Genomic DNA, 19,118 nt, shown 5'->3' on the forward strand with positions numbered 1-19,118 from the left:
CACTACCGACATCATTACAGTAGATAATACTGTCCGAAGCCGCCCATCGGTTCCCGATTCGCCGTCGGGGGCCGCATGATGCGGCTCTTGCGCCGCCCGCTACTGTTGCGTATACAGTAGTGATATCTATCCGGTGCTCGGCATCCGATTCCGATCGCACGGGCGGTACGCCCGGCCGGGCCGAGAGGAGCGCCGCATATGCCGCGGCCCGCCGAACAGGAACGGTACCCACCCTCGCCCCGCGGCCGGACCGCAGGTGAGCTGACGGAATCCGTTGCAGCAAGCGATATCCGGAGGTGTCGCATGGAGGTTCCCTTCACCTGGAAGGTCACCGGGTGGTTCATGGTCGGCTGGTCGGCGGAGTTCCCGCGCGGCGAGGCGCGGCCGCTACGCTATTTCGGCGCGGACCTGGTCGCGTACCGCGCCGAATCCGGCGAACTGCATATCCTGACCGGACACTGCAAACATCTCGGCGCGCATATCGGCCACGGCGGCAAGGTGATCGGTGACTGTGTCGTGTGTCCGTTCCACGGCTGGCGCTGGGGTCCGGACGGCCGCAATCGGCACATCCCGGGGGAGGATCGCGTCAATCGTGGTCTGCGCCTTCGGGTGTACCCGGTGCACGAGCAGAACGGCTGCGTGTTCATGTGGCATCAGCCCGACGGTGCGCCACCCGGCTGGGAGATGCCCGACATCCTGCGGCTGTTCCCCGAGTTGGGCGCCGACCCCGGCGCCTACTACCGCCCCTTCCCGGAGTTCTCCCGCAAGACGGAGCGCGAACCGGTGCATCCGCAGGTGGTCCTCGAAAACGGCCCGGACAGTTTGCATTTCGAACATGTGCACGGCGCGACCGTCACGCCGCGGATGCTGGACTACCGCGCGGCCGGCCACACCTGGAACTTCCTGACCGGCTGGCCCGACGCGCGCTCCGGCGATCCGGACGAGATGGCCATGAAGATCCACGCGCAGATGTTCGGGCTCGGCGGCTCGATCAGCGCCTTCGAGGGCTCGGCGCGGCACCGGCTGATCTTCGCCACCACCCCGGTGGACGACGAATGTTCCGACCTGTTCTATTCGATCTGGTGGCCGCGGAATCCAGGCGACGATTCCGAGGTGCCGCCGCCGGAGGTCCGGACCCTGGTGGAGCGGAAGTTCCTGGTCACGGTCTGGGAGGACCTGGACATCTGGCGGTACCAGAAATACGTCGAACACCCGCCGCTCTCGCCGAGGGACGCCGCCCCCTACCGATCCCTGCGCCGCTGGGCCGCCCAGTTCTACGACGTCCCGCCCCCCGGTCACACCGGATCGACGTGATCGCCCGCGGGCTAGAGGGGCAGATCGGTCAGTCCGCGTACGCGGCCGCCAAGGGCGGTGTCATCGGACTCACGCTGGCCGGCGCCCGCGACCTGAGCGCGGTCGGCATCCGCTTGAACAAGGGTTTCGGCGGCACTGCGCAGAATGCGGTCCAGGCTGTATTCGAAATTGTGGTCGTCCGGTGCGCCGCTGCGCATTCCCATCGACGTCGCTTCCGCGAGCAGTGGCGTGGTGGCGACCGAGATGGTCAGGTTCTCATAATAGGCGGGAGCCTCCGGTTTCGACTCCTTGTTCTTGTCGTAGATGCGGCGCAGCACCACCGAGCCGTGCACGTGCAACTGGATCGCCGAATATGTGTCGACGGCATCGCGCAGCGGCATACCCGCCTCGACCAGTCCGGCGATCACCTGCTCGGTGTGCCGGGCACCCAGGTCGGCGGCCGTGGGGCTCAACGCGGAGCGGAAGAGTATCAGGTCGCAGAGGATCGGATTGCCCAGGAACGTGGTACGCATCGTCCGCGCGAGCTCCCGCAGCGAAGTCTGCCAATCGCCGGGCTCGACCAGGGGCGTGACAATATTGGCGTACTGGTGCAGCGCCCGGTCGGTCATGGCATTGAGCAGATCCTCCTTCCTGCGGAAATACCAGTAGATGCTGGTCACTCCCACATCGAGACGCGTGCTCAGCATCGGCATGCTCAGTTTGTCCAGCGACACCTCTTCGGCGAGTTCGAACGCGCTGTCGATGATGTCCTCGGGATTGAGGGAACCACGCTCACGCCGCGGCCGTCTCGCTGCGGCTGCCCGCTTCGTCAGGGCGATCACCTCCGTCGAAATGTCGTCGAACCGGTCGACGCCGCCCCGGCCTCGACCATCGTCCTCGAATCAGCAACAGTAAGAATAACTGTACTAGCAACGACCGAGATGGCGGGTATTCCGGAAGATCACCGAAACCGCGTCATCGATGCTGCGCAGAACATCCTCGAGTGTCAGCTTCCCGCGCGACCATCTGCTGAGCTGTCCGCCCAGTAGGGAGGTGATCAGAATGAGGGGCAAAGAGTAATTCTTTGGACGGAAAATATCGGTAGACGGTGGTCAATGCGACATCCGCGCCGTCGGCGACTTCGCGAATCTGAATCTGATCGAATTCGCGCTCGGTGAGGAGCGGTATCGCCGCATCGATGATGCGCGCACGACGAGCGCGTTGCGAAGTGGTGCGAGCCTCCGCGGGATTACCCGGCCGTATCCGTGCCGAGGGCTCGATCATCGCGGGGTCCGTCCTCACCCGGCCGCTCCACTGTGCCTACAAGGCCGCGTTTCAAGAGCGCCCGGCGCCGGCCGCGCTCCGCCGGGCGGCGGCGGTCGAACCGGATCGGGCCGTTGACCTCGGTGAGTTCGACGACGGTGCGAGTCCAGCGGCCCCGGTCGGATCCGGCGCCGCGAGGGGAGTGTTCTGTGCACGGATGGGGGTATCCGCTCGCGAGGCGCATCCGGTGCCCGGAGGGAGACGACACATCGTGGGCAGCGGCACACCGCAGGCCGAAGACAGCTGGACCGGGCATATTCCGGGTGACGAGCGCGATGAGTCCGCGGTGGCGTCCGGCCCGGCGCTGCGGCGCGCGGTGCAGTATCTGCACACGCACGCCGACCAGCCGATCACCGTGGCCGAGTTGTCCGAGCACGCCGGGGTGGGGGTCCGAACCCTGCAGTACGGTTTCCGCCGCACCTACGACACGACCCCGCTGCAGTATCTGCGCGGGATCCGGTTGCAACGAGCCCACGACGACCTCGCCGCCGCCACACCGGGCCACGACACCGTCACCGCCATCGCGGCCCGCTGGATGTTCACCCACTCGGGCCGGTTCGCCGCCGCCTACCGCCGCCGCTACGGCTGCCCGCCCCACCGGACCCTCGCCGACTACGCCGCGTCGCCGGTCCGGCTGTAACCAGTGGTCCGAACTGCCTCAGATGCGGTGCCGCAGGCAGTCCTCGGACGGCGTCCGGAAGCCGCCGGACCGCCGCGCCGGTCCGTCCCCGCCCGGTTCGGCGCGCACACGAGCCGCGCACTGCCGCAGCGAGATTCGCGGGCGCCTGGATACGATCGACGGCAAGATCGACGATCGAAGGGGTGGGACGTGCCGATATCGTTCAAACGCGGAACCTGGCGACTGTTCATGTGTTTCGCACCTCTCGCCGTGGGAGGCTTCCTCGCCGAGAAGACCGGCAGCGTGGCGCTCGCGATCATCGTGATTCTGGTGTTCGTCGTGACCGCGATCGTGGTCGAGAATCGCGTGATCGACCGCAGCGCAACGAGTTCGCGCCGGGTCACCGTGCATTGGCACCCGCAGTTGCCGGTGCAGGAATGGTCGTGGGCGTGGGCCGAGTTCCGTACCATCGGGGCGAAGAGGAAGCGCCGCACCGTCGACGGCATCGATATCACGACCTGTGAGGACAAGTTCGTCTCCGCAGACGGCGCCGCCGCGCACCTCATGCACTGGATCCACGGTGGCAGGCTGCTGCACGGCCGCGACACCGCCACCAGGCTGCCGGAAACCATCCCGGACGCCCAGGGACAGAGGCTGCTGGTGAAAGCACCGTGGGCATGGCTGCTCTACCCGGTCCCACCCGGACAGACCGACACCCTCGGCATCGCCGCCGAATTCGCCCGAACCGAACGCACCCGCGGCCTACGGGACCTCTGACACGCGGCCGACGCCACCCCCGGCGAAACCCGTGGTCATCAGGCCGGTCCGAGGCGGGCCGGGAAACCTCCGGTGGCGATGGGCCCCCACCGGCGGGGAGTGATGCGGATGAGCGATTTGCCCTGAGCGATCATCGCGGCGCGGTATTCGTCCCAGTCCGGATGTTCGCCGGCGATGTTGCGGTAGTACTCGACGAGGGGCTCGACGGAGTCGGGGATGTCGAGGACTTCGGCTTCACCGTCGACCTGCACCCAGGGGCCGTTCCACTCGTCGGAGAGGACCAGCAGGCTGACCGTGGGATTGCGGCGAGCATTGCGGGTCTTGGCTCGTTCGGGGTACGTGGAGGCGACGAGGCGGCCGGCATCGTCCACACCGCAGGTCAGTGGCGACATCTGCGGAGACTCGTCGCGCCGGTGGGTGAGCAGCAGCGCACGGTGGCGGGGCCGCACGAAGTCGAGCAGGCCGTCGAGGTCGACGGCAGTGTTGGTGGCGATATGACGGGGCATGCGATTGCTACCTCTCTACAGATATCGGTCTCGATCCGGCCGCTGGTCCTACACGCTGCTCACAACGCCAGTGATCATGTCACCCGCCTATTTCGCTACCCACTCACTCGAACACACGACCACGATCACCACCGGCACCCGAACGAGTTCCGGCGCACTGCGCGGATACAAGATCCCGAATCCCCGCTCCTGCGGGAACGGCCGCACTGGGCGGGTGGTGCTCGGTATTCGTGATCATTTCCACGCCTGCCCGGTGGTGACCCGAAGGCGACGGTGCACCGCATCAGCGGGGACCGCCGCCCGCCACCCCCGACGACTACCGCCTCGGTCGCGGCCTGTTCGAACTCGGCATGCGCGCCGCCGCCGAACGCACCCTCCTCGAAGTCGCTGTCCCGTTCCTCCAGACCTCTACACCCGCACCGGCGAAACCGTCCATCTCGGCGTCCGCGACGGCGACGAGGTCGTCTACATCAGCAAACTCGGCGGCCACCGCCAGGCCCGCTCCCCATCCCGCGTCGGCGGCCGAATGCCGTTGTACTGCACCGCGATCGGCAAAGCTCTACTCGCCCACTCCGACCCCGCCACCATCGACCGCATCCTCACCGGCCCGCTGCCACGCCGGACCCCCCGTACCATCGTCGCCCCCGGTTTGCTGCGCACCCAACTGGACAATGTCCTAGACCAGGGCGTCGCCTACGAATACGAGGAATCCGCCCCCGGCATAGTCTGTCTCGCCGCTGCCATTCTCGACGGCACCGAGCCCGTCGCCGCCGTCTCCGTCACCGGCCCGGCCACCCGCTTCCGCCCCGAATCCCACGCCACTCCCGTCCAGGCCGCAGCCGCGGGAGTCGCCTCCATCCTGGCCCGCCGCGTCATGCCGAATGTGTCGGCGCCATCACTGATGGGCTGACGAATCGGGGGAGCATTGCCGGGCCATCTCCTGTCGGCTGGACGATCGTAGTCTCCACTGCATGGGTCACTGGACCGACGGCACTCGCTGATGGCGATAAAACCTGAGGTAGAGCACCCACGATGTCAGAACGACGAGCATCACCAGCACCCGGACCAGCTCCAGCGCACTACGCGGGTACAGCACACCGGTGATGTAGTGATCGATGAATCCCGAAGGCGGCAGCCCGGCCTCACCCGCGCGCCGCCGCGACCAGTTCTCCAGCTCGGTGAGCGGGCAGACGAATCCGAACAGCACGGTGCTGAACCCCCACACCACCGCCACGACGTGGGTCCAGATGGTCCAGCGCCAGCGGCATGCGAGGAATCCGCCGACCACCAGATAGGCGACGAAGAGGAAATGCACCCCGGCGGTGGCGTCCGCGAGCAGGCGGTACATCACCCTTCCAGGGTAGGCGGCTCACGCGGCGTCGGCGTCGAGCAGGGCAGGCAGCTCGGCGAGGGTGGAGATGCGCCAGTCCGCGCGCCCGGCGGCGGGGGAGTCCCGCTGGATCCAGGCCCAGGGCCCGCGCACCAGGAATGCGGCGCGCAGGCCGGTCTCCTTCGCCGGCACCACGTCGTTGTCCACCCGATCGCCGACGTACAGCAATCGGTCGCGGGAACACGGCGCGATCGAGGCGACGCGGTGGAAGAACTCCGGATCGGGCTTGCGCAATCCCCATTCGTCGGAGGTGGCGATGTAGTCGACGGGCAGGTTCATCGCGTGCAGGATCGGCGTGGTGCGGGCCGGCTGGTTGCCGACGATGCCGATCCACAGCCCGCGGGCCCGCAGTTGTTCCAGCGCGCGTCGCACGTCCGGATACAGGTCCGCCTCGGTGAAGCCGTCGGGATAGCCTGCGGCCGCGAGTAATTCGGCATCGCGCCGCACGTCGAACTCGGGCCGGAACAGGCGCATCGCGTCGGTCCACTCCCGCCCGCTCGCGATTGCGGCGCCGAGCGTGGCCATCAGTGTGAGTCGCGGTACGCCGATCCAATCGGCCCAATTCTGGTACCGCCCGGTCTCGTCGACCAGCGTCTCTCCGACGTCGAAAACCACGGCTTCGATCATGATCTCCACCCTAGGCGCGAACGATCCACTGCCATAACCCGTTTCCGCACCGCCCCTCATCCGGCGCCCGCTTTCGCGTCGAAACATGCAGCGCCGCAACCGTGCTCGTGATCGGTCACAAGCTCGTGGAAATCGGTCGGCGTAGTCGCGCATTTTCGATACCGATACCCGGATATGCGCATCCAGGCATCTATCAGAACAGGTGCCACGTGTCGCCCCCGGGATTGGGGGAGCGGGTGGCGAATCGTGCTGAGCGACAAAGAAGAACAGCGCACCGGATGCTGCACCGGCAAACGCCGGCAGGGGAGCCGCGATCCGCGGGCGATGCCGATCCCGCTATGCCGCCGGAATGGAGGCCCAGGCCACCCGCCATCCGTATGCGCATTTGAAAAATACCGGTACAAACATATGCGCATCTATCTATGTTTTGCGCCGGTTCGAGTGTCGCACCGCAGAACCAGCTCACCGAAAAGAAGCAAAGAGGAGAGGGCCCGGCGACTCACCAGTTGGCGGGTTCGTAGTCCTTGAGGAAGCAGCCGTGGAGGTCGTCGCCCGCTTCGCCACGGACGATCGGGTCGTAGACCCGGGCGGCGCCGTCGACGAGGTCGAGTGGGGCATGGAAGCCCTCGTCGGCCAGGCGGATCTTGGTGTAGTGCGGGCGCTCGTCGGTGATCCAGCCGGTGTCGACGGCGGTCATGAGGATGCGATCGTTCTCGTACATGTCGCGGGCGCTGGTGCGGGTCAGCATGTTCAGCGCGGCCTTGGCCATGTTCGTGTGCGGATGCCCGGGGCCTTTGTAGCCGCGGCTGAAGACGCCTTCCATCGCCGAGACGTTGACGACGTACTTGCGGCGAGCGGGTGCGGCGGCCATCGCGGGTCGCAGGCGCGAGATCAGGATGAACGGCGCGACCGAGTTGCACAGCTGCACTTCCAGCAGTTCGGTCGGGTCGACCTCGGCGACGGTCTGTACCCAGCTGTTGCTGTGCGCGAGGTCGGGGACCAGGCCGCCGGCGTCGATGGCGATACCGGCGGAGATGCGTTCCGGGGTCGCGGATCCGGCGACGAGCGCGAGTTCGGTGATGGCGGCGGCGGACAGCGTCGGGGTCAGTGAGGCGGTGAGTGCGGTCGGATGCGCCTGGGTGGTCTTGCCGAAGTTCAGGCTCTCGGGCAGCACGCCGGCGGGCAGTGGACCGGACTCGGCGTCGACCAGCGCGCTGTAGGCGCCGGTGGAGCGCCGGACGGTTTGGGCGGCGTTGTTGATCAGGATGTCGAGCGGGCCGCGGGCGGCCACGTCGTCGGCGAGCGCGACGACTTGGGCGGGATCGCGGAGGTCGATGCCGACGATCCGCAGCCGGTGGATCCAGTCGGCGCTGTCGGGTTGCGCCTTGAACCGCCGGATCGCGTCGTTGGGGAAGCGGGTGGTGATGGTGGTGTGGGCGCCGTCGCGCAGCAGCCGCAGCGCGATGTACATGCCGATCTTGGCGCGGCCGCCGGTCAGCAATGCGCGCCGGCCGGCGAGGTCGGTGCGGGCGTCGCGTTTGGCGTGGCTCTTGGCGGCGCACTCCGGGCACAGCTGGTGGTAGAACGCGTCGACGCGGGTGTAGCGCTGCTTGCAGATGTAGCAGGGCCGGGCCCGGAGGAAGGTGCCGGCACTGCCGTCGGCGGTGGCGGAGGAGATCGGGACGCCCGCGGTCTCGTCGTCGATGCGGTTCGGGGAGGCGGTGGCGGTGGCCGCGAGTACGGCCCGGTCGGCGGCGGCGATCCGGTCGCGGGATTCGACCCGGCGGCGGCGCTTCAGCGTCTTGAACATGTAGCCGACGGCGCGCTGCACGGCGAGGGAGTCGGGGTGCTCCTTGTCGAGCTGCGCGGCCTGGTCGAGCACGCGTAGGCAGACGGCGAGTTCGTCGGGGTCGATGGCCGGCACAGCGGTGTCGCTCGTGATCGGGTCGTGGTCGGCCATCGTGCTGCGGGTCAATCCTTCGTGCGAGACGGACAGGTGGGCTCGCACCATTGTCGCATCGCCGGTGCTGTGCTCCGGCACACGGTGGCCGCGTATCCACCGCGCAGGGCCCGACCCCTCGGCCTTCGGGCCCTGCGCGCGGTGTGCGCGCGACCGGACGAGGGCGGTTGGGCCGCTGGTCACGCCGAGTCGTACTGCCGGTACGTTAGCCGATACCGGTGGTTGCACGACCGGGTATCGGCAAATTTCGCGCTATGCGGTCGCTCACAAATGGGGGTGTCGGCGCATGGCCGGAGGGCCGGAAATCCGCGATCGCGGCATATACGTACCGGGGGTACGTATATGCTTCCAGCGGGAATTATTGACGTATTCATGGAGTCGAGCATCGTGCCCACCATCCGATCCGGGACGCCCCGGATCACCCGCGACGAGATCGTCGAGGCAGCCGTGCGGGTGATCGACCGTGCCGGGCCGCGGCCGAGCATGGACGACATCGCCCGCGAGGCCGGTATCACCAAGCCACGGCTGTATCGGCAGTTCGCGGACAAGGCCGATCTGTATACCGGGATCGCGGAACGGATGTCGCGCAACGCGTTCGCCGCGACCGGTGAGGACATGACGGTGCTGTTGCAGCCACCGCGGTCGGCGTTGCAGCGGGTGCTGGGCGGGTATGCCGCGGGAATCCTGGCGCATCCCAACGTGTTCCGGTTCCTGGCGCTGACGCCGGTGCCGGCCGGGCCGGACGGTTCGGTGTTGCAGTTCGAGCTGGGCAGGGATGTGGCGCGGCGGTTCGAGAAGCTGGCGCGCGCGGTGGCGGAGGCGGTGGCCGTCGAGACCGGTGGGATCGACTATCTGGCTCGGGCGGTGGTGGGTGTGGTGCTGGCGGTGACGGATCTGTGGCTGGCGCGCCCGGAGCATTCGGTGGACGAGTTCGTAGGGCAGGCAACGGAACTGGTGTGGGGGCTGATCGACGGTTTCCTGCGGCGGCAGGGTGTCGTGGCGGATCCGCGGGTGCCGGTCTTCGCGACCCTGGCCGAGATGAACCGGATTCGCGCGGAGGACTGACCCGCACTTGTTGACATTGCGCCAATAGCGGTACAGGCTGGGGCCGGAAGGCCGGTATCGGGCCGGTGCGAGAGGTGAGGTACTGCGATGGCGCGCGCGGCATGGAGCGACGACGAGGTCGAGGCCGTCCGGGGGCTGGCGCGGACGTTCTTCGACAAGGAGGTCGTCCCGCACGAGGAGAGGTTCGTCGAACAGGGTCATCCCGATCGGGAGCTGTATCGGCGCGCCGGGGAGCTCGGTCTGCTCTGTGCGGCGATTCCGGTCGAATTCGGCGGTGGCGGTGGCACTTTCGCGCACGAGGCGGCGATCATCGAGGAGCAGGTGAACGCGGGTGACGGCGCGCTGGGCATGCCCGTGCACTCGTCGATCATCGCGCCGTACCTGTACCACTTCGGGTCCGAGGAGCTGAAGCGGCGGGTGCTGCCATCGGCCGCGAGCGGTGCGATGGTGTTGTCGATCGGGATGACCGAGCCGGGCACGGGGTCGGATCTGCAGAACATCTCCACCCGCGCGGTCCGCGAGGGCGACGAGTACGTCATCACCGGGTCGAAGATCTTCATCTCCAACGGCTGGCTGTGCGACGGCATCATCATCGCGGCGAAGACCGATCCGGCGCAGGGGGCGGCGGGGGTGTCGCTGATCTTCGCCGAAGTCGGTGACGGCACACCGGGTTTCACCCGCGGCCGGATCCTGTCGAAGATCGGCGGCAAGGGGCAGGACACCGCGGAGCTGTTCTTCGACGGGTTGCGGGTGCCGGCGTCGAATCTGCTGGGTCAGGCCGAGGGGCAGGGCTTCTATCAGATGATGCAGATGCTGGCCCAGGAGCGGCTGGTGACGGCGATCATGGCGGTGGGCATGATGGAGAAGGCGGTCGCGCTGACCGTCGACTACACCAAGGGCCGGCAGGCGTTCGGCAAGCCGTTGTTCGCGATGCAGAACACCAAGTTCGAGCTCGCGGAGTGCGCGACGATCGCGCGGGTGAGCCGCACCTTCCTCGACGACGCGATCGTCCGGCATCTGCGTGGCGAACTCGACATCCCTACGGCCGCAATGGCGAAATACTGGCTCACCGATCAATTGGGTATCGTGGTGGACCGCTGTCTGCAACTGTTCGGCGGTTATGGATACATGACGGAGTACCCGATCTCCCAGCTGTACACCGGGGCTCGGGTGCTGCGTATCCTCGCCGGCTCCAACGAAGTGATGAAGGATCTTGTCGCCCGGTCGCTCTGATTCCCCTGCCCGGCCCGCACCTGTGGTCTCGGTGCCCGCCGCCGAGCCGCCGGCCCGCCGGCGGCTCGAGCCGGACGCGCGTCGTGCCCAGATTCTGGCGTGTGCGATCGAGATGTTCGGTGAGCGCCCCTACGCGGCGGTGTCGACGGCCGAGCTGGCGCAGCGGGCCGGGGTGGCGCGCGGGTTGATCAATCACTATTTCGGGAACAAGCGCGATCTGTATCTGGCGGTGGTGCGGCGGATGGTGACATTGCCGCGCGAGGAGGCCATGGTGGTGGCGTCCGGTTCGATGCGGGACCGGGTGGAGGCGAGTGTCTCCTGGCTGCTGGACACCATCGCCGCGCACGGCAGTACGTGGGTGAAGGTGACCGGGCACGAGGGGATCGGTGACGATCCGGAGGTGCAGCGCATGCTGGACGAGGCCGACGATGTGGCCGCGGATCGGATGCTGCGGATGGTCGGGCTGGAGCAGTCGCGGCACGGTGACCAGTTGCGCGGCCTGGTGCGGGCCTACGGTGGCATGGTGAAAGCCGCTGGGCGGGAATGGATTTCGCGGGGCAGTCTGAGCCGGGAGCAGGTGCACGGCCTGCTGGTGGACATGCTGATGGCGTTGATCACGGAGTCGTTCCCGCGGATCGAGGGGCCGGGGGCCGCGACCGGGCCCGGACAGCGCAGTCCCCGGTAGCCTTCGCCGTTGCCGTAAATCACAGTCGTCGCTGTGGTTCCGGTGTCCGACCGGCTTGCCGGGGGCCTGGCCGGAGCCTGCGATCCCGTCTCGTCACGTCGGCAGACGTCTCTGCGGATGTTCGGGGCGTGATCCGGTGTTCCGGTGTAGCTACGAGTTTACTCCCGGCGGGTTGCCGGTCAAGGGTCCAGGTGGCGGGGGTTCAGTCCTCTTTGCGGGCGCGGCTGGGGGCGACCCGGGGTGGTTCGCCGGGCATCTTCGGGTAGACCGGCGGCCAGGGGGCGTCCATGAGGCCCGCGGCGAGGTCCTTGCGCGACATCTCGAGCAGTGGTTCCAGGGATTGCGGGGTGCGGTCGGCCCACGGGTCGCCGAGGGCGGCGAGGCGGCCGGGGACGGTGGCGAGGGTGAGGTCGCCGGGCACGATGTCGGCGAGGTCGTCCCAGGCGACGGGGGTGGAGACCTGTCCGCCGGCTTTGGGGCGGACGCACCAGGCGCCGAAGACGGTGCGGTGTGGCGCGTTCTGGTTGTAGTCGACGAAGACGCGCCGGCCGCGCTCCTCCTTCCACCAGGCGGCGGTGATGGTGTCGGGGTGGCGGCGTTCGAGTTCGCGGGCCAGCGCGACGGCGGCGGCGCGGACCTGGTAGCCGTCCCAGTGCGGTTGCAGCAGGGCGTAGATGTGCAGGCCGCGGGAGCCGGAGGTCTTGACCCGGACGTCGATGTCGAGTTCGCGGCACAGGTCGCGGGTGGCGAGTGCGGCGGCGCGGAGGTCGTCGAAGTCGATGCCCGGTGACGGGTCGAGGTCGATGCGCAGTTCGTCGGTGACGCCGGTGGGTGGCAGTAGGGCGCCCGCGGCGTCGTGGACGGGTGGGGCGGTGCTCTCGGCGTCGGCGCCGGCGTGGGTGGGCCAGACATGAAAACCTAGGCAACCCAAATTGACTGCCCACAGCAGGTGGGCGAGGTCGGCGGCGACGAGGGCGTCGCTGGTGGTGCCGTTGGGGGTGGAGACGACGGTGGTTCGCAGCCAGTCGGGGACGGATTTGGGGACGCGTTTCTGGAACCAGGATTTGCCGCCGGCGCCGTCGGGGTAGCGCTCGAGCAGGACCGGGCGGTCGCGGGTGGTGCGCAGCAGGGGTTCGGCGACGGCCTGGTAGTAGCGGACGAGGTCGAGTTTGGTCTCGCCGCGGGTGCCGAAGTAGATCTTGCCCGGATTGCTGATGGTGACGGTCCGGCCGTCGATGTCGAGGTCGAGTTTCTCGCTGGTCATCGGGCGGCCTCGGCGAAGATGTCGGCGAGTTCGGCGGGGGCGACCTCGTCGAGCTGGGCGTAGGTGCAGGAGTCGGGGGTGCGGTCGTCGCGGAAGCGGACCAGGCGGCCGCCGTGGCGTAGTCGGCCGGCCTGGACGTGTTCGTAGCGGACCTCGGCGACCAGTTCGGGGCGCAGGGGTTCCCAGGACAGGTCCTTGGTGCCGGTCCAGCGGCTGATGCCGCCGGGCATCCGGCCGTCGGCGCGGGCTTGGGCGGTGGTGTTGGCGCGGCTCGCCGCGGCAGCGTCGGCCCATTCGCGCCAGGGGTGGTTGTCGAGGGCGCCGGCGCGCAGCGGTTCCAGTTCGGTGACCAGTTCCTTGCGGCGGGCGGCGGTGAAGCTGGCGGCGACGCCGACGTGGTGCAGGCGGCCGGCGTCGTCGAACAGGCCCAGCAGCAGGGAGCCGACGCCTTCGCCGTCCTTGTGCCGGCGGAATCCGGCGACGACGCAGTCGGCGGTGCGTTCGTGTTTGACCTTGATCATGACGCGTTTGTCCTGCAGGTAGGGCAGGTCCTTCGATTTGACCATGACGCCGTCGAAGCCTGCGCCCTCGAAGCGGGTGAACCAGTCCCGGGCGGTGCCGGGGTCGGAGGTGAGGGGGGTGAGGTGGGTGCGGCCGGGGGCGGATTCGAGGAGGGTCTCGAGGATGCGGCGGCGTTCGTGGAAGGGTTCCGCGGTGAGGTCGCGGTCGCCGAGGGCGAGCAGGTCGAAGGCGACGAAGCTGGCGGGGGTCTCGGCGGCGAGTTTGCGCACCCGGGAGGCGGCGGGGTGCAGGCGGTTCTGCAGGGTGTCGAAGTCGAGGCCGCGGTCGGTGACGACGACGATCTCACCGTCGACGACGCATTTCGCCGGGAGGGCGGTGGCGAGCAGGTCGACCAGTTCGGGGAAGTAGCGGGTGAGGGGGCGGTCGTTGCGGGAGCCGAGTTCGATGTCGGGGCCGTCGCGGAAGACGATGCAGCGGAAGCCGTCCCATTTCGGTTCGTAGTAGAGGTCCGGGTCCTGTGGCAGCGCCGAGGCCGATTTCGCCAGCATCGGTTTCACCGGTGGCATGACGGGCAGGTCCACGCGATCCTCCTCGGGTCGGTTCCGCGTACCGGCTGCGGTGTGTGCCGCAGGTCGGCTACGGCACACACGGCAGACGACGCGGGCGGGTGGAATTCATCGCCCGCGGCGTCCGATCGAGATCGTATCCCCGGTCAGTTCTCCAGCCACCCGTGCTGGTCGGCGAATGCCGTCAGCCGGTCCCGGATGGTGAGGATTTCCCCGGCGGTGAGGGCGGGGCTGGCGTCGAGCAACAATTCGGTGATCAACCGTTTGTGCTCGGCGGTGGTGAGTTGACCGGCGGCGCGTTCGCGGCCGCGGTTGTTGTGCCGTGGCGGGGTGGGCGGCTGGCCCGCGGCCAGGGTGAGGTTGACCGCTTTGGGTCCGCGGTCGCCCTCGGTCACCTCGAATTCGAACACCCGTCCTTGCCGCAACTCGTCCTCGTCCAGTCCGATGTCGTTCACATGTACGAACACGTCGGGCCCGCCGTCGTCCGGGCGGATGAATCCGAACCCCCGCGAACTATCGAAGGACACCAATTTCCCGATAGCCACCTACACCTGCTCCTCGTAGCCGTCCCTTGTCAGCACTTTATCCGGCGTCGCGTTCGTCGACCGGGGAAAGGGCCTTCTGCAGCGAATTGAACACCGTGAGTCCCTGGCCCACCATCCCGTTGATGATCTCGCCGACGCCGTCGGGGCCGTTGAGGACGGTGAGGTTGGCGCCGGACAACCCGCCGGCGGCCTGTTTCACGATCTCCGGCAGTTGCTCGATCAGCAACTGGTCCAGCGCGATCCGGTTGTTGGAGGAGGCGGCCTCGGCCTGGATGCGGGTGCGGTCGGCCTCGGCCTGGGCGAGGATGCGGACTCGTTCGGCCTCGGCCTGGGCGGGTTTGACGACCTCGGTCTGCAGTTGTTGTTCGCGCAGCTGGGCCTGTTTGCGGGCGCGTTCGGCCTGGGCGGTGAGCACCTCCTGCAGCGCGATCGCCTCGGCGAGCGGACCGGCTTGTGCCGCTTCGGCTTTCGCCTTGTCGATGTCGCGCTGGTATTCGGCCTGCAGGATCGCGGTCTGCCGCTGGTATTCCGCGCGTTTGCGCAGCGATTCCTGTTCGGCGGCGGCGGATTCCTGGGAGGCGGCGGCCTGGGCGATCTGGGCGTCGCGCTGGACGGCCGCGTTGTGCGGGGCGGCGAGTGCGGTGATGTAGCCGAGGTTGCCGTCGTCGATGGACTGGATCTGGAACGAGTCGACCCACAGGCCGATGTTGCTCATCTCGACCTTGGAGGCGACGAGGACCTCGTCGGCGAGTTTCTGGCGTTCGCGGATGATCTCCTCGACGGTCATGGAGCCGACGATGGATCGCAGATGGCCGGAGAAGATGCGGCCGGTGAGGACCGACATCTCTTTTTCCTGTTCGGACAGGAACCGTTGTGCCGCATTGACGATCGAGACGGTGTCGTTGGCGACCTTGAAGGCGATGACGGCCCGGACGTCGAGTTGCACGGCCTGTTTGGTGACGCAGCGTTCGCCGATCTCGGCCTCGAACATGGCCAGCGACAAGTAGCGGACTTTGCGGAACAGCGGCATGACCCAGGTGCCGCGGCCGATGACGACCCGAAACGGTGCGTTGTCCCGCGCGCGGCCGCCGCTGACCAGCATGGCCTCGTCGGGCTCGGGCACGTGATAGCCCAGCACGATGTCTGTCTCCTTGTTATTCTGTTGGTTACGTGGTTGTTTTCCCACCCGGCTCGGGATCGAGCGGTATCCAGGGCACTACGTCGACGATGCGGCCCGGGTTCACCTGCACGACCAGTACGGTGGTGCCGGCGGCCAGCGGTTCATCGGACCGTGCGATGTAGATTTCCGTTCCCCCTCGAATCGCGACCAGGACCTCCCCGAGCATTCCTGCGCCACGGATCGGCGATGTGAGCGTACCGGTCATTCCGTGCACCGGGTCGGTCATCGCGTGGATCTCCTTGCGTGCCAGGGGAAAATCCCGGGCGAACGGTGGGCCCCGAGCCTACGCCGGGGGCCGGGTGCGGGCGGGGTTCGACGCCGGGCCACAATTGCTGAACAATAGCTGTCACCTCGTGTAAAACAAGCTGGTCATCCGGCTGCGAACATGGGAGGCTTAAGCGGTGACCCCTCCTCCGGATACCCAGACGGCGCAATCGGACCCGTCATCCGACAAGCTGGACGCGGCGGTGCTGAAAACCGCCGGCGTCGTGGTGCTCGGCGCGATCATGTCGATCCTCGACGTCACTGTCGTGAACGTCGCGCTGCCCACCTTCCAGCACGAATTCGACGCCAGCTACGCGATCGTCGCCTGGACGATGACCGGCTACACGCTGGCCCTGGCCACCGTCATCCCGCTGACGGGCTGGGCCGCCGACCGGTTCGGCACCAAACGCCTCTACATGGCGGCGCTGATCTTCTTCGTGGCCGGCTCGCTGCTGTGCAGCACCGCGACCAACATCGGGATGCTGATCAGCTTCCGGGTGCTGCAGGGTCTCGGCGGCGGCATGCTGATGCCGTTGAGCATGACGATCATGACGCACGCGGCCGGTCCGCAGCGCATGGGCCGGGTGATGGCCGTGCTCGGCGTCCCGATGCTGCTGGGCCCGATCGGCGGCCCGATCCTCGGTGGCCTGCTGATCGATAACTTGAGCTGGCACTGGATCTTCCTCATCAACCTGCCGATCGGCATCGTCGCGCTGGTGTCGGCGTTCCTGGTGCTGAAGCCGGACAACCCGCAGCCCTCGGAGTCCTTCGACTTCCTCGGCATGCTGCTGGCCTCGCCGGGCCTGGCGCTGTTCCTGTTCGGTGTCTCCTCGATCCCGGAGAAGCAGACCGTGCTCGCCGCGCGGGTGCTGATCCCGGCGGCGGTCGGCATCGTGCTGATGGTGGCGTTCGTGTTCCACGCGATGCGCACCGAGCATCCGCTGATCGACCTGCGGCTGTTCAAGAATCCGAGCCTGCGGGCGGCGTCGGTGACGATGCTGCTGTTCGCGATCGCGTTCTTCGGCGGCATGCTGCTGCTGCCCAGCTATCTGCAGCAGGTGCGCGGTGAATCGCCGCTGCACGCGGGTCTGCTGGTGGCGCCGCAGGGTCTCGGCGCGATGCTCACCGTCCCGATCGGCGGGCGGCTGGTCGACAAGATCGGTCCCGGCCGCATCGTGATGACGGGCCTGGCGGTGATCACGGTCGGCATGTCGTTCTTCATGTTCCTGCACGCCGACACGCCGTTCTGGCAGCTGTGCGTGGTGCTGTTCGTGGTCGGCATGGGCATGGGCTGGACGATGATGCCGACGATGACCGCCGCGATCCAGACGCTGACCCATCAGCAGGTGGCCCGCGGTTCGACGCTGATGAACATCGTCAACCAGACCGCCGGCTCGATCGGCACCGCGCTGATGTCGATGGTGCTGACCACGCTGCTGAAGAACGAGCAGTACGCGCGCCCGGCGATCGCCTCGTGGTTCGATCCCTCGATCAAGGCGCACATTCCGCCGAATCTGTTGTCGGAGGGCTTCGAACAGGCCGCCCGTGCGTTCGGGCACACCTACATCCTCGCGGTGGTGCTGGTGGCGTGCACGCTGATCCCGGCGTTCTTCCTGCCGCGCAAGAAGTCGCAGCCGGTCGACGCCGCCGACGCGCCGGTCATGATGGGGCACTGAGATATCCGGACGCCGCCCGGGCCACGGTGGAAACCGTTGCGCCCGGGCGGCGTTCGCGTTTTCTCGGTCAGGACGCCACGATGGCGCCGGCCTGGCCGGCCCGTCCGGGTCAGGACACCGCGGTGGTGCCGGGCCGGTCCGCCGGTGCTCGGTCGCGCAGCAGGACCAGGCCCAGTGCCGCGGCGGCGACGCTGAATCCGGCGCTGATCCACGATCCGGCGGCCATGGCGCTGGTGAACGCCGCCCGCGCCGGCGCCGCGTAGCCGAGGGCGAACGCCGCGCCGATCGACTCCCGTGCCGCGGCCGGGACGTCGCCGGGCATGCGCGCGGTGAACACCCCGGCCAGGACGCTGCCGAGGACCGCGATGCTGATCGCCATCCCGACCTGCTGGAGGGTGTCGTTCATCGCCGAGCCGACCCCGGCGTGCTCGAGCGGGATCGCGCCCATGATCGCCGCGTAGGCCGCGGGACCGGCCAGGCCGCCGCCGATGCCCATGACCAGCATGGCGGCCAGCACCCACGCGTAGTTGCCGGCCTGAGCCAGCACCACGAACGCGGCGCCCATCACCAGCAGCCCGGACACGATGAGTGTCTTGTTGCTCAGCGTCCTGCCGAGGGTGGCGCCCAGTCCGTTGCACAGCGCCGCCGACATCGCGTACGGCAGCAGCGCCAGGCCCGCGCGCATCGGGCCGTAGCCGAGGACGAACTGCAGATACTGGGTGAGCATCAGCAGGACCGCGCCCATGCCGAACACCATCAGCAGCAGCGTCAGGCAGGTGCCGGTGAAGTCGCGGCTGCGGAACACGCCCAGGGGCAGCATCGGATGCGGTGACCGGTACTCGCACCAGGCGAACGCGGCGGCGGACCCGATCGCCAGCGCGATCACGGGAATGTTCCACTGCCGCGCAATGATCACGTACACCGTGGCCGTGAGCGTCACGATCGACAGCAGCACCCCGATCGCGTCGACGGGCCGGCGGCTGCCGTAGGTCTCCGGCATCAGTGTCACCGCGGCCACGACGGCCAGCACCGCCACCGGGATGTTCAGCAGGAACACCGAACCCCACCAGAAGTGCTGCAGCAGCAGCCCGCCCAGGGTGGGGCCCAGGACGACGCCGACCATCGCCACCGTGGACCAGGCCGCCATCGCCTTGCGGCGTTCGGTGTCGTCGAAGGTGGTCATCAGGATCGACAGGGTCGACGGCATCAGCAGGGAACCGCCGACGCCCATCAGGGCGCGGGCGCCGACCACCTGCCAGGGCGCGTCGGCGAGGACGGCGGCCAGCGACGCCAGGCCGAACAGGGTCAGTCCGGTGATCAGGGCGCGGCGGCGGCCGAACCGGTCGGAGAGGCTGCCCGCGGTCAGCAGCAGTCCGGCGAAGACGAGGACGTAGGCGTCGAGGATCCACTGCACGTCCTGCGGGGTGGCGTGCAGTTCGCGGATCAGCGACGGAATGGCGAGGTTGAGGACGGTGCCGTCGATCATCAGCACCAGCAGGGACAGGCAGAGGACCCCCAGGATCCACCAGCGGCGCGGGTCACGGGCGACGCCGTCACCCGCTTCTCGTACAGTGTTCGATTCCACTCGCACACCGTACGATGAAATCGAACGGTGTGCCAGTG

Annotated in this window: 19 protein-coding genes and 1 pseudogene; 8 read left to right on the top strand and 12 right to left on the bottom strand. The window is 68.1% G+C overall.

Annotation, left to right across the window (positions count from 1 at the left end; all coding sequences use genetic code 11):
• Positions 1-303: 303 nt before the first annotated feature.
• Positions 304-1,314 (top strand): aromatic ring-hydroxylating oxygenase subunit alpha, encoded by a 1,011-nt coding sequence (locus tag NRB56_RS30075; RefSeq protein WP_153347725.1) that lies wholly within the window; start codon positions 304-306, stop codon positions 1,312-1,314.
• An 11-nt stretch (positions 1,315-1,325) separates the two neighbouring features.
• Here the strand turns inward: NRB56_RS30075 and NRB56_RS30080 are convergent, their stop codons facing one another.
• Entirely contained in the window at positions 1,326-2,126 is an 801-nt protein-coding gene (locus NRB56_RS30080) for a TetR/AcrR family transcriptional regulator (RefSeq protein ID WP_153347942.1), read from the bottom strand.
• 142 nt (positions 2,127-2,268) lie between these two features.
• Positions 2,269-2,577 carry a TetR/AcrR family transcriptional regulator gene (locus tag NRB56_RS30085; RefSeq protein WP_153347726.1) on the bottom strand — a complete coding sequence of 103 codons (309 nt, stop codon included), beginning with the start codon at positions 2,575-2,577 and terminating at the stop codon, positions 2,269-2,271.
• A 250-nt stretch (positions 2,578-2,827) separates the two neighbouring features.
• Here NRB56_RS30085 and NRB56_RS30090 point away from each other — a divergent pair, with 250 nt between their 5' ends.
• Together NRB56_RS30090 and NRB56_RS30095 are read left to right on the top strand one after the other, a co-directional pair.
• Positions 2,828-3,256 (top strand): helix-turn-helix transcriptional regulator, encoded by a 429-nt coding sequence (locus NRB56_RS30090; protein ID WP_319943741.1) that lies wholly within the window; start codon positions 2,828-2,830, stop codon positions 3,254-3,256.
• Positions 3,257-3,445: 189 nt separating this feature from the next.
• Positions 3,446-4,012 carry a hypothetical protein gene (locus NRB56_RS30095; RefSeq protein WP_153347728.1) on the top strand — a complete coding sequence of 189 codons (567 nt, stop codon included), beginning with the start codon at positions 3,446-3,448 and terminating at the stop codon, positions 4,010-4,012.
• Between the two features lie 38 nt (positions 4,013-4,050).
• Here the strand turns inward: NRB56_RS30095 and NRB56_RS30100 are convergent, their stop codons facing one another.
• The gene (locus NRB56_RS30100; protein WP_153347729.1) at positions 4,051-4,518 is read right to left on the bottom strand and encodes a PPOX class F420-dependent oxidoreductase; all 468 of its coding nucleotides are present in this window, start codon (positions 4,516-4,518) and stop codon (positions 4,051-4,053) included.
• Between the two features lie 305 nt (positions 4,519-4,823).
• Here NRB56_RS30100 and NRB56_RS30105 point away from each other — a divergent pair.
• Positions 4,824-5,428: pseudogene (locus tag NRB56_RS30105) on the top strand (IclR family transcriptional regulator); the annotation flags it as partial.
• A gap of 66 nt (positions 5,429-5,494) precedes the next feature.
• On the opposite strand, the gene NRB56_RS30110 reads toward NRB56_RS30105, so the two are convergent.
• The 3 genes from NRB56_RS30110 to NRB56_RS30120 form a co-directional block, all read right to left on the bottom strand.
• Positions 5,495-5,866, bottom strand: a complete 372-nt coding sequence (locus NRB56_RS30110; protein ID WP_153347943.1) for a DUF2784 domain-containing protein — start codon at positions 5,864-5,866, stop codon at positions 5,495-5,497.
• A 21-nt stretch (positions 5,867-5,887) separates the two neighbouring features.
• The gene (locus NRB56_RS30115) at positions 5,888-6,535 is read right to left on the bottom strand and encodes an HAD family hydrolase (RefSeq protein WP_153347730.1); all 648 of its coding nucleotides are present in this window, start codon (positions 6,533-6,535) and stop codon (positions 5,888-5,890) included.
• Positions 6,536-7,034: 499 nt separating this feature from the next.
• Positions 7,035-8,495, bottom strand: coding sequence for an SDR family NAD(P)-dependent oxidoreductase (locus NRB56_RS30120; RefSeq protein WP_153347731.1), 1,461 nt, complete (start codon positions 8,493-8,495; stop codon positions 7,035-7,037).
• Positions 8,496-8,867: 372 nt separating this feature from the next.
• Between NRB56_RS30120 and NRB56_RS30125 the strand changes: the two genes are divergently transcribed.
• The 3 genes from NRB56_RS30125 to NRB56_RS30135 all read left to right on the top strand — a co-directional run bounded on the left by NRB56_RS30125 (position 8,868) and on the right by NRB56_RS30135 (position 11,478).
• Positions 8,868-9,560 carry a TetR/AcrR family transcriptional regulator gene (locus NRB56_RS30125; protein WP_153347732.1) on the top strand — a complete coding sequence of 231 codons (693 nt, stop codon included), beginning with the start codon at positions 8,868-8,870 and terminating at the stop codon, positions 9,558-9,560.
• Between the two features lie 87 nt (positions 9,561-9,647).
• Positions 9,648-10,793, top strand: coding sequence for an acyl-CoA dehydrogenase family protein (locus tag NRB56_RS30130; protein WP_153347733.1), 1,146 nt, complete (start codon positions 9,648-9,650; stop codon positions 10,791-10,793).
• 22 nt (positions 10,794-10,815) lie between these two features.
• A complete protein-coding gene (locus NRB56_RS30135) occupies positions 10,816-11,478 on the top strand; it encodes a TetR/AcrR family transcriptional regulator (RefSeq protein WP_319943743.1) in 663 nt (220 codons plus the stop codon).
• A 202-nt stretch (positions 11,479-11,680) separates the two neighbouring features.
• Here NRB56_RS30135 and NRB56_RS30140 read toward each other — a convergent pair whose 3' ends face one another.
• The 5 genes from NRB56_RS30140 to NRB56_RS30160 form a co-directional block, all read right to left on the bottom strand.
• Positions 11,681-12,742 carry a DNA polymerase domain-containing protein gene (locus tag NRB56_RS30140; protein WP_153347735.1) on the bottom strand — a complete coding sequence of 354 codons (1,062 nt, stop codon included), beginning with the start codon at positions 12,740-12,742 and terminating at the stop codon, positions 11,681-11,683.
• On the bottom strand, positions 12,739-13,845 hold the full coding sequence (locus NRB56_RS30145; RefSeq protein WP_319943744.1) for an ATP-dependent DNA ligase: 1,107 nt from the start codon (positions 13,843-13,845) through the stop codon (positions 12,739-12,741). The genes NRB56_RS30140 and NRB56_RS30145 overlap by 4 nt, the downstream gene beginning before the upstream one ends.
• 131 nt (positions 13,846-13,976) lie before the next feature.
• Entirely contained in the window at positions 13,977-14,357 is a 381-nt protein-coding gene (locus NRB56_RS30150; RefSeq protein ID WP_406603551.1) for a cold-shock protein, read from the bottom strand.
• Between the two features lie 55 nt (positions 14,358-14,412).
• Positions 14,413-15,513 (bottom strand): SPFH domain-containing protein, encoded by a 1,101-nt coding sequence (locus tag NRB56_RS30155; RefSeq protein WP_319943746.1) that lies wholly within the window; start codon positions 15,511-15,513, stop codon positions 14,413-14,415.
• Positions 15,514-15,541: 28 nt separating this feature from the next.
• Entirely contained in the window at positions 15,542-15,781 is a 240-nt protein-coding gene (locus NRB56_RS30160; protein ID WP_194291044.1) for an NfeD family protein, read from the bottom strand.
• A 175-nt stretch (positions 15,782-15,956) separates the two neighbouring features.
• On the opposite strand from NRB56_RS30160, the gene NRB56_RS30165 reads away from it, so the two are divergent.
• Positions 15,957-17,495, top strand: a complete 1,539-nt coding sequence (locus NRB56_RS30165) for a DHA2 family efflux MFS transporter permease subunit (RefSeq protein WP_319943747.1) — start codon at positions 15,957-15,959, stop codon at positions 17,493-17,495.
• 109 nt (positions 17,496-17,604) lie between these two features.
• Here NRB56_RS30165 and NRB56_RS30170 read toward each other — a convergent pair whose 3' ends face one another.
• Complete coding sequence (locus NRB56_RS30170) at positions 17,605-19,080, bottom strand: MFS transporter (RefSeq protein WP_319943748.1); 1,476 nt, start codon at positions 19,078-19,080, stop codon at positions 17,605-17,607.
• Positions 19,081-19,118 lie beyond the last annotated feature (38 nt).

Origin of the sequence: Nocardia aurantia, assembly GCF_009604425.1 — a bacterium.
Lineage (GTDB): Bacteria > Actinomycetota > Actinomycetes > Mycobacteriales > Mycobacteriaceae > Nocardia > Nocardia aurantia.

What these genes read in the sequence shown, in the direction of transcription:
- NRB56_RS30120 (WP_153347731.1), bottom strand. Translation starts at nt 8,495, where the DNA reads ATGGCCGACCACGACCCGATCACGAGCGACACCGCTGTGCCGGCCATC.
- NRB56_RS30085 (WP_153347726.1), bottom strand. Translation starts at nt 2,577, where the DNA reads ATGATCGAGCCCTCGGCACGGATACGGCCGGGTAATCCCGCGGAGGCT.
- NRB56_RS30160 (WP_194291044.1), bottom strand. Translation starts at nt 15,781, where the DNA reads ATGACCGACCCGGTGCACGGAATGACCGGTACGCTCACATCGCCGATC.
- NRB56_RS30110 (WP_153347943.1), bottom strand. Translation starts at nt 5,866, where the DNA reads ATGTACCGCCTGCTCGCGGACGCCACCGCCGGGGTGCATTTCCTCTTC.
- NRB56_RS30130 (WP_153347733.1), top strand. Translation starts at nt 9,648, where the DNA reads ATGGCGCGCGCGGCATGGAGCGACGACGAGGTCGAGGCCGTCCGGGGG.
- NRB56_RS30115 (WP_153347730.1), bottom strand. Translation starts at nt 6,535, where the DNA reads ATGATCGAAGCCGTGGTTTTCGACGTCGGAGAGACGCTGGTCGACGAG.
- NRB56_RS30100 (WP_153347729.1), bottom strand. Translation starts at nt 4,518, where the DNA reads ATGCCCCGTCATATCGCCACCAACACTGCCGTCGACCTCGACGGCCTG.
- NRB56_RS30125 (WP_153347732.1), top strand. Translation starts at nt 8,868, where the DNA reads ATGGAGTCGAGCATCGTGCCCACCATCCGATCCGGGACGCCCCGGATC.
- NRB56_RS30140 (WP_153347735.1), bottom strand. Translation starts at nt 12,742, where the DNA reads ATGACCAGCGAGAAACTCGACCTCGACATCGACGGCCGGACCGTCACC.
- NRB56_RS30075 (WP_153347725.1), top strand. Translation starts at nt 304, where the DNA reads ATGGAGGTTCCCTTCACCTGGAAGGTCACCGGGTGGTTCATGGTCGGC.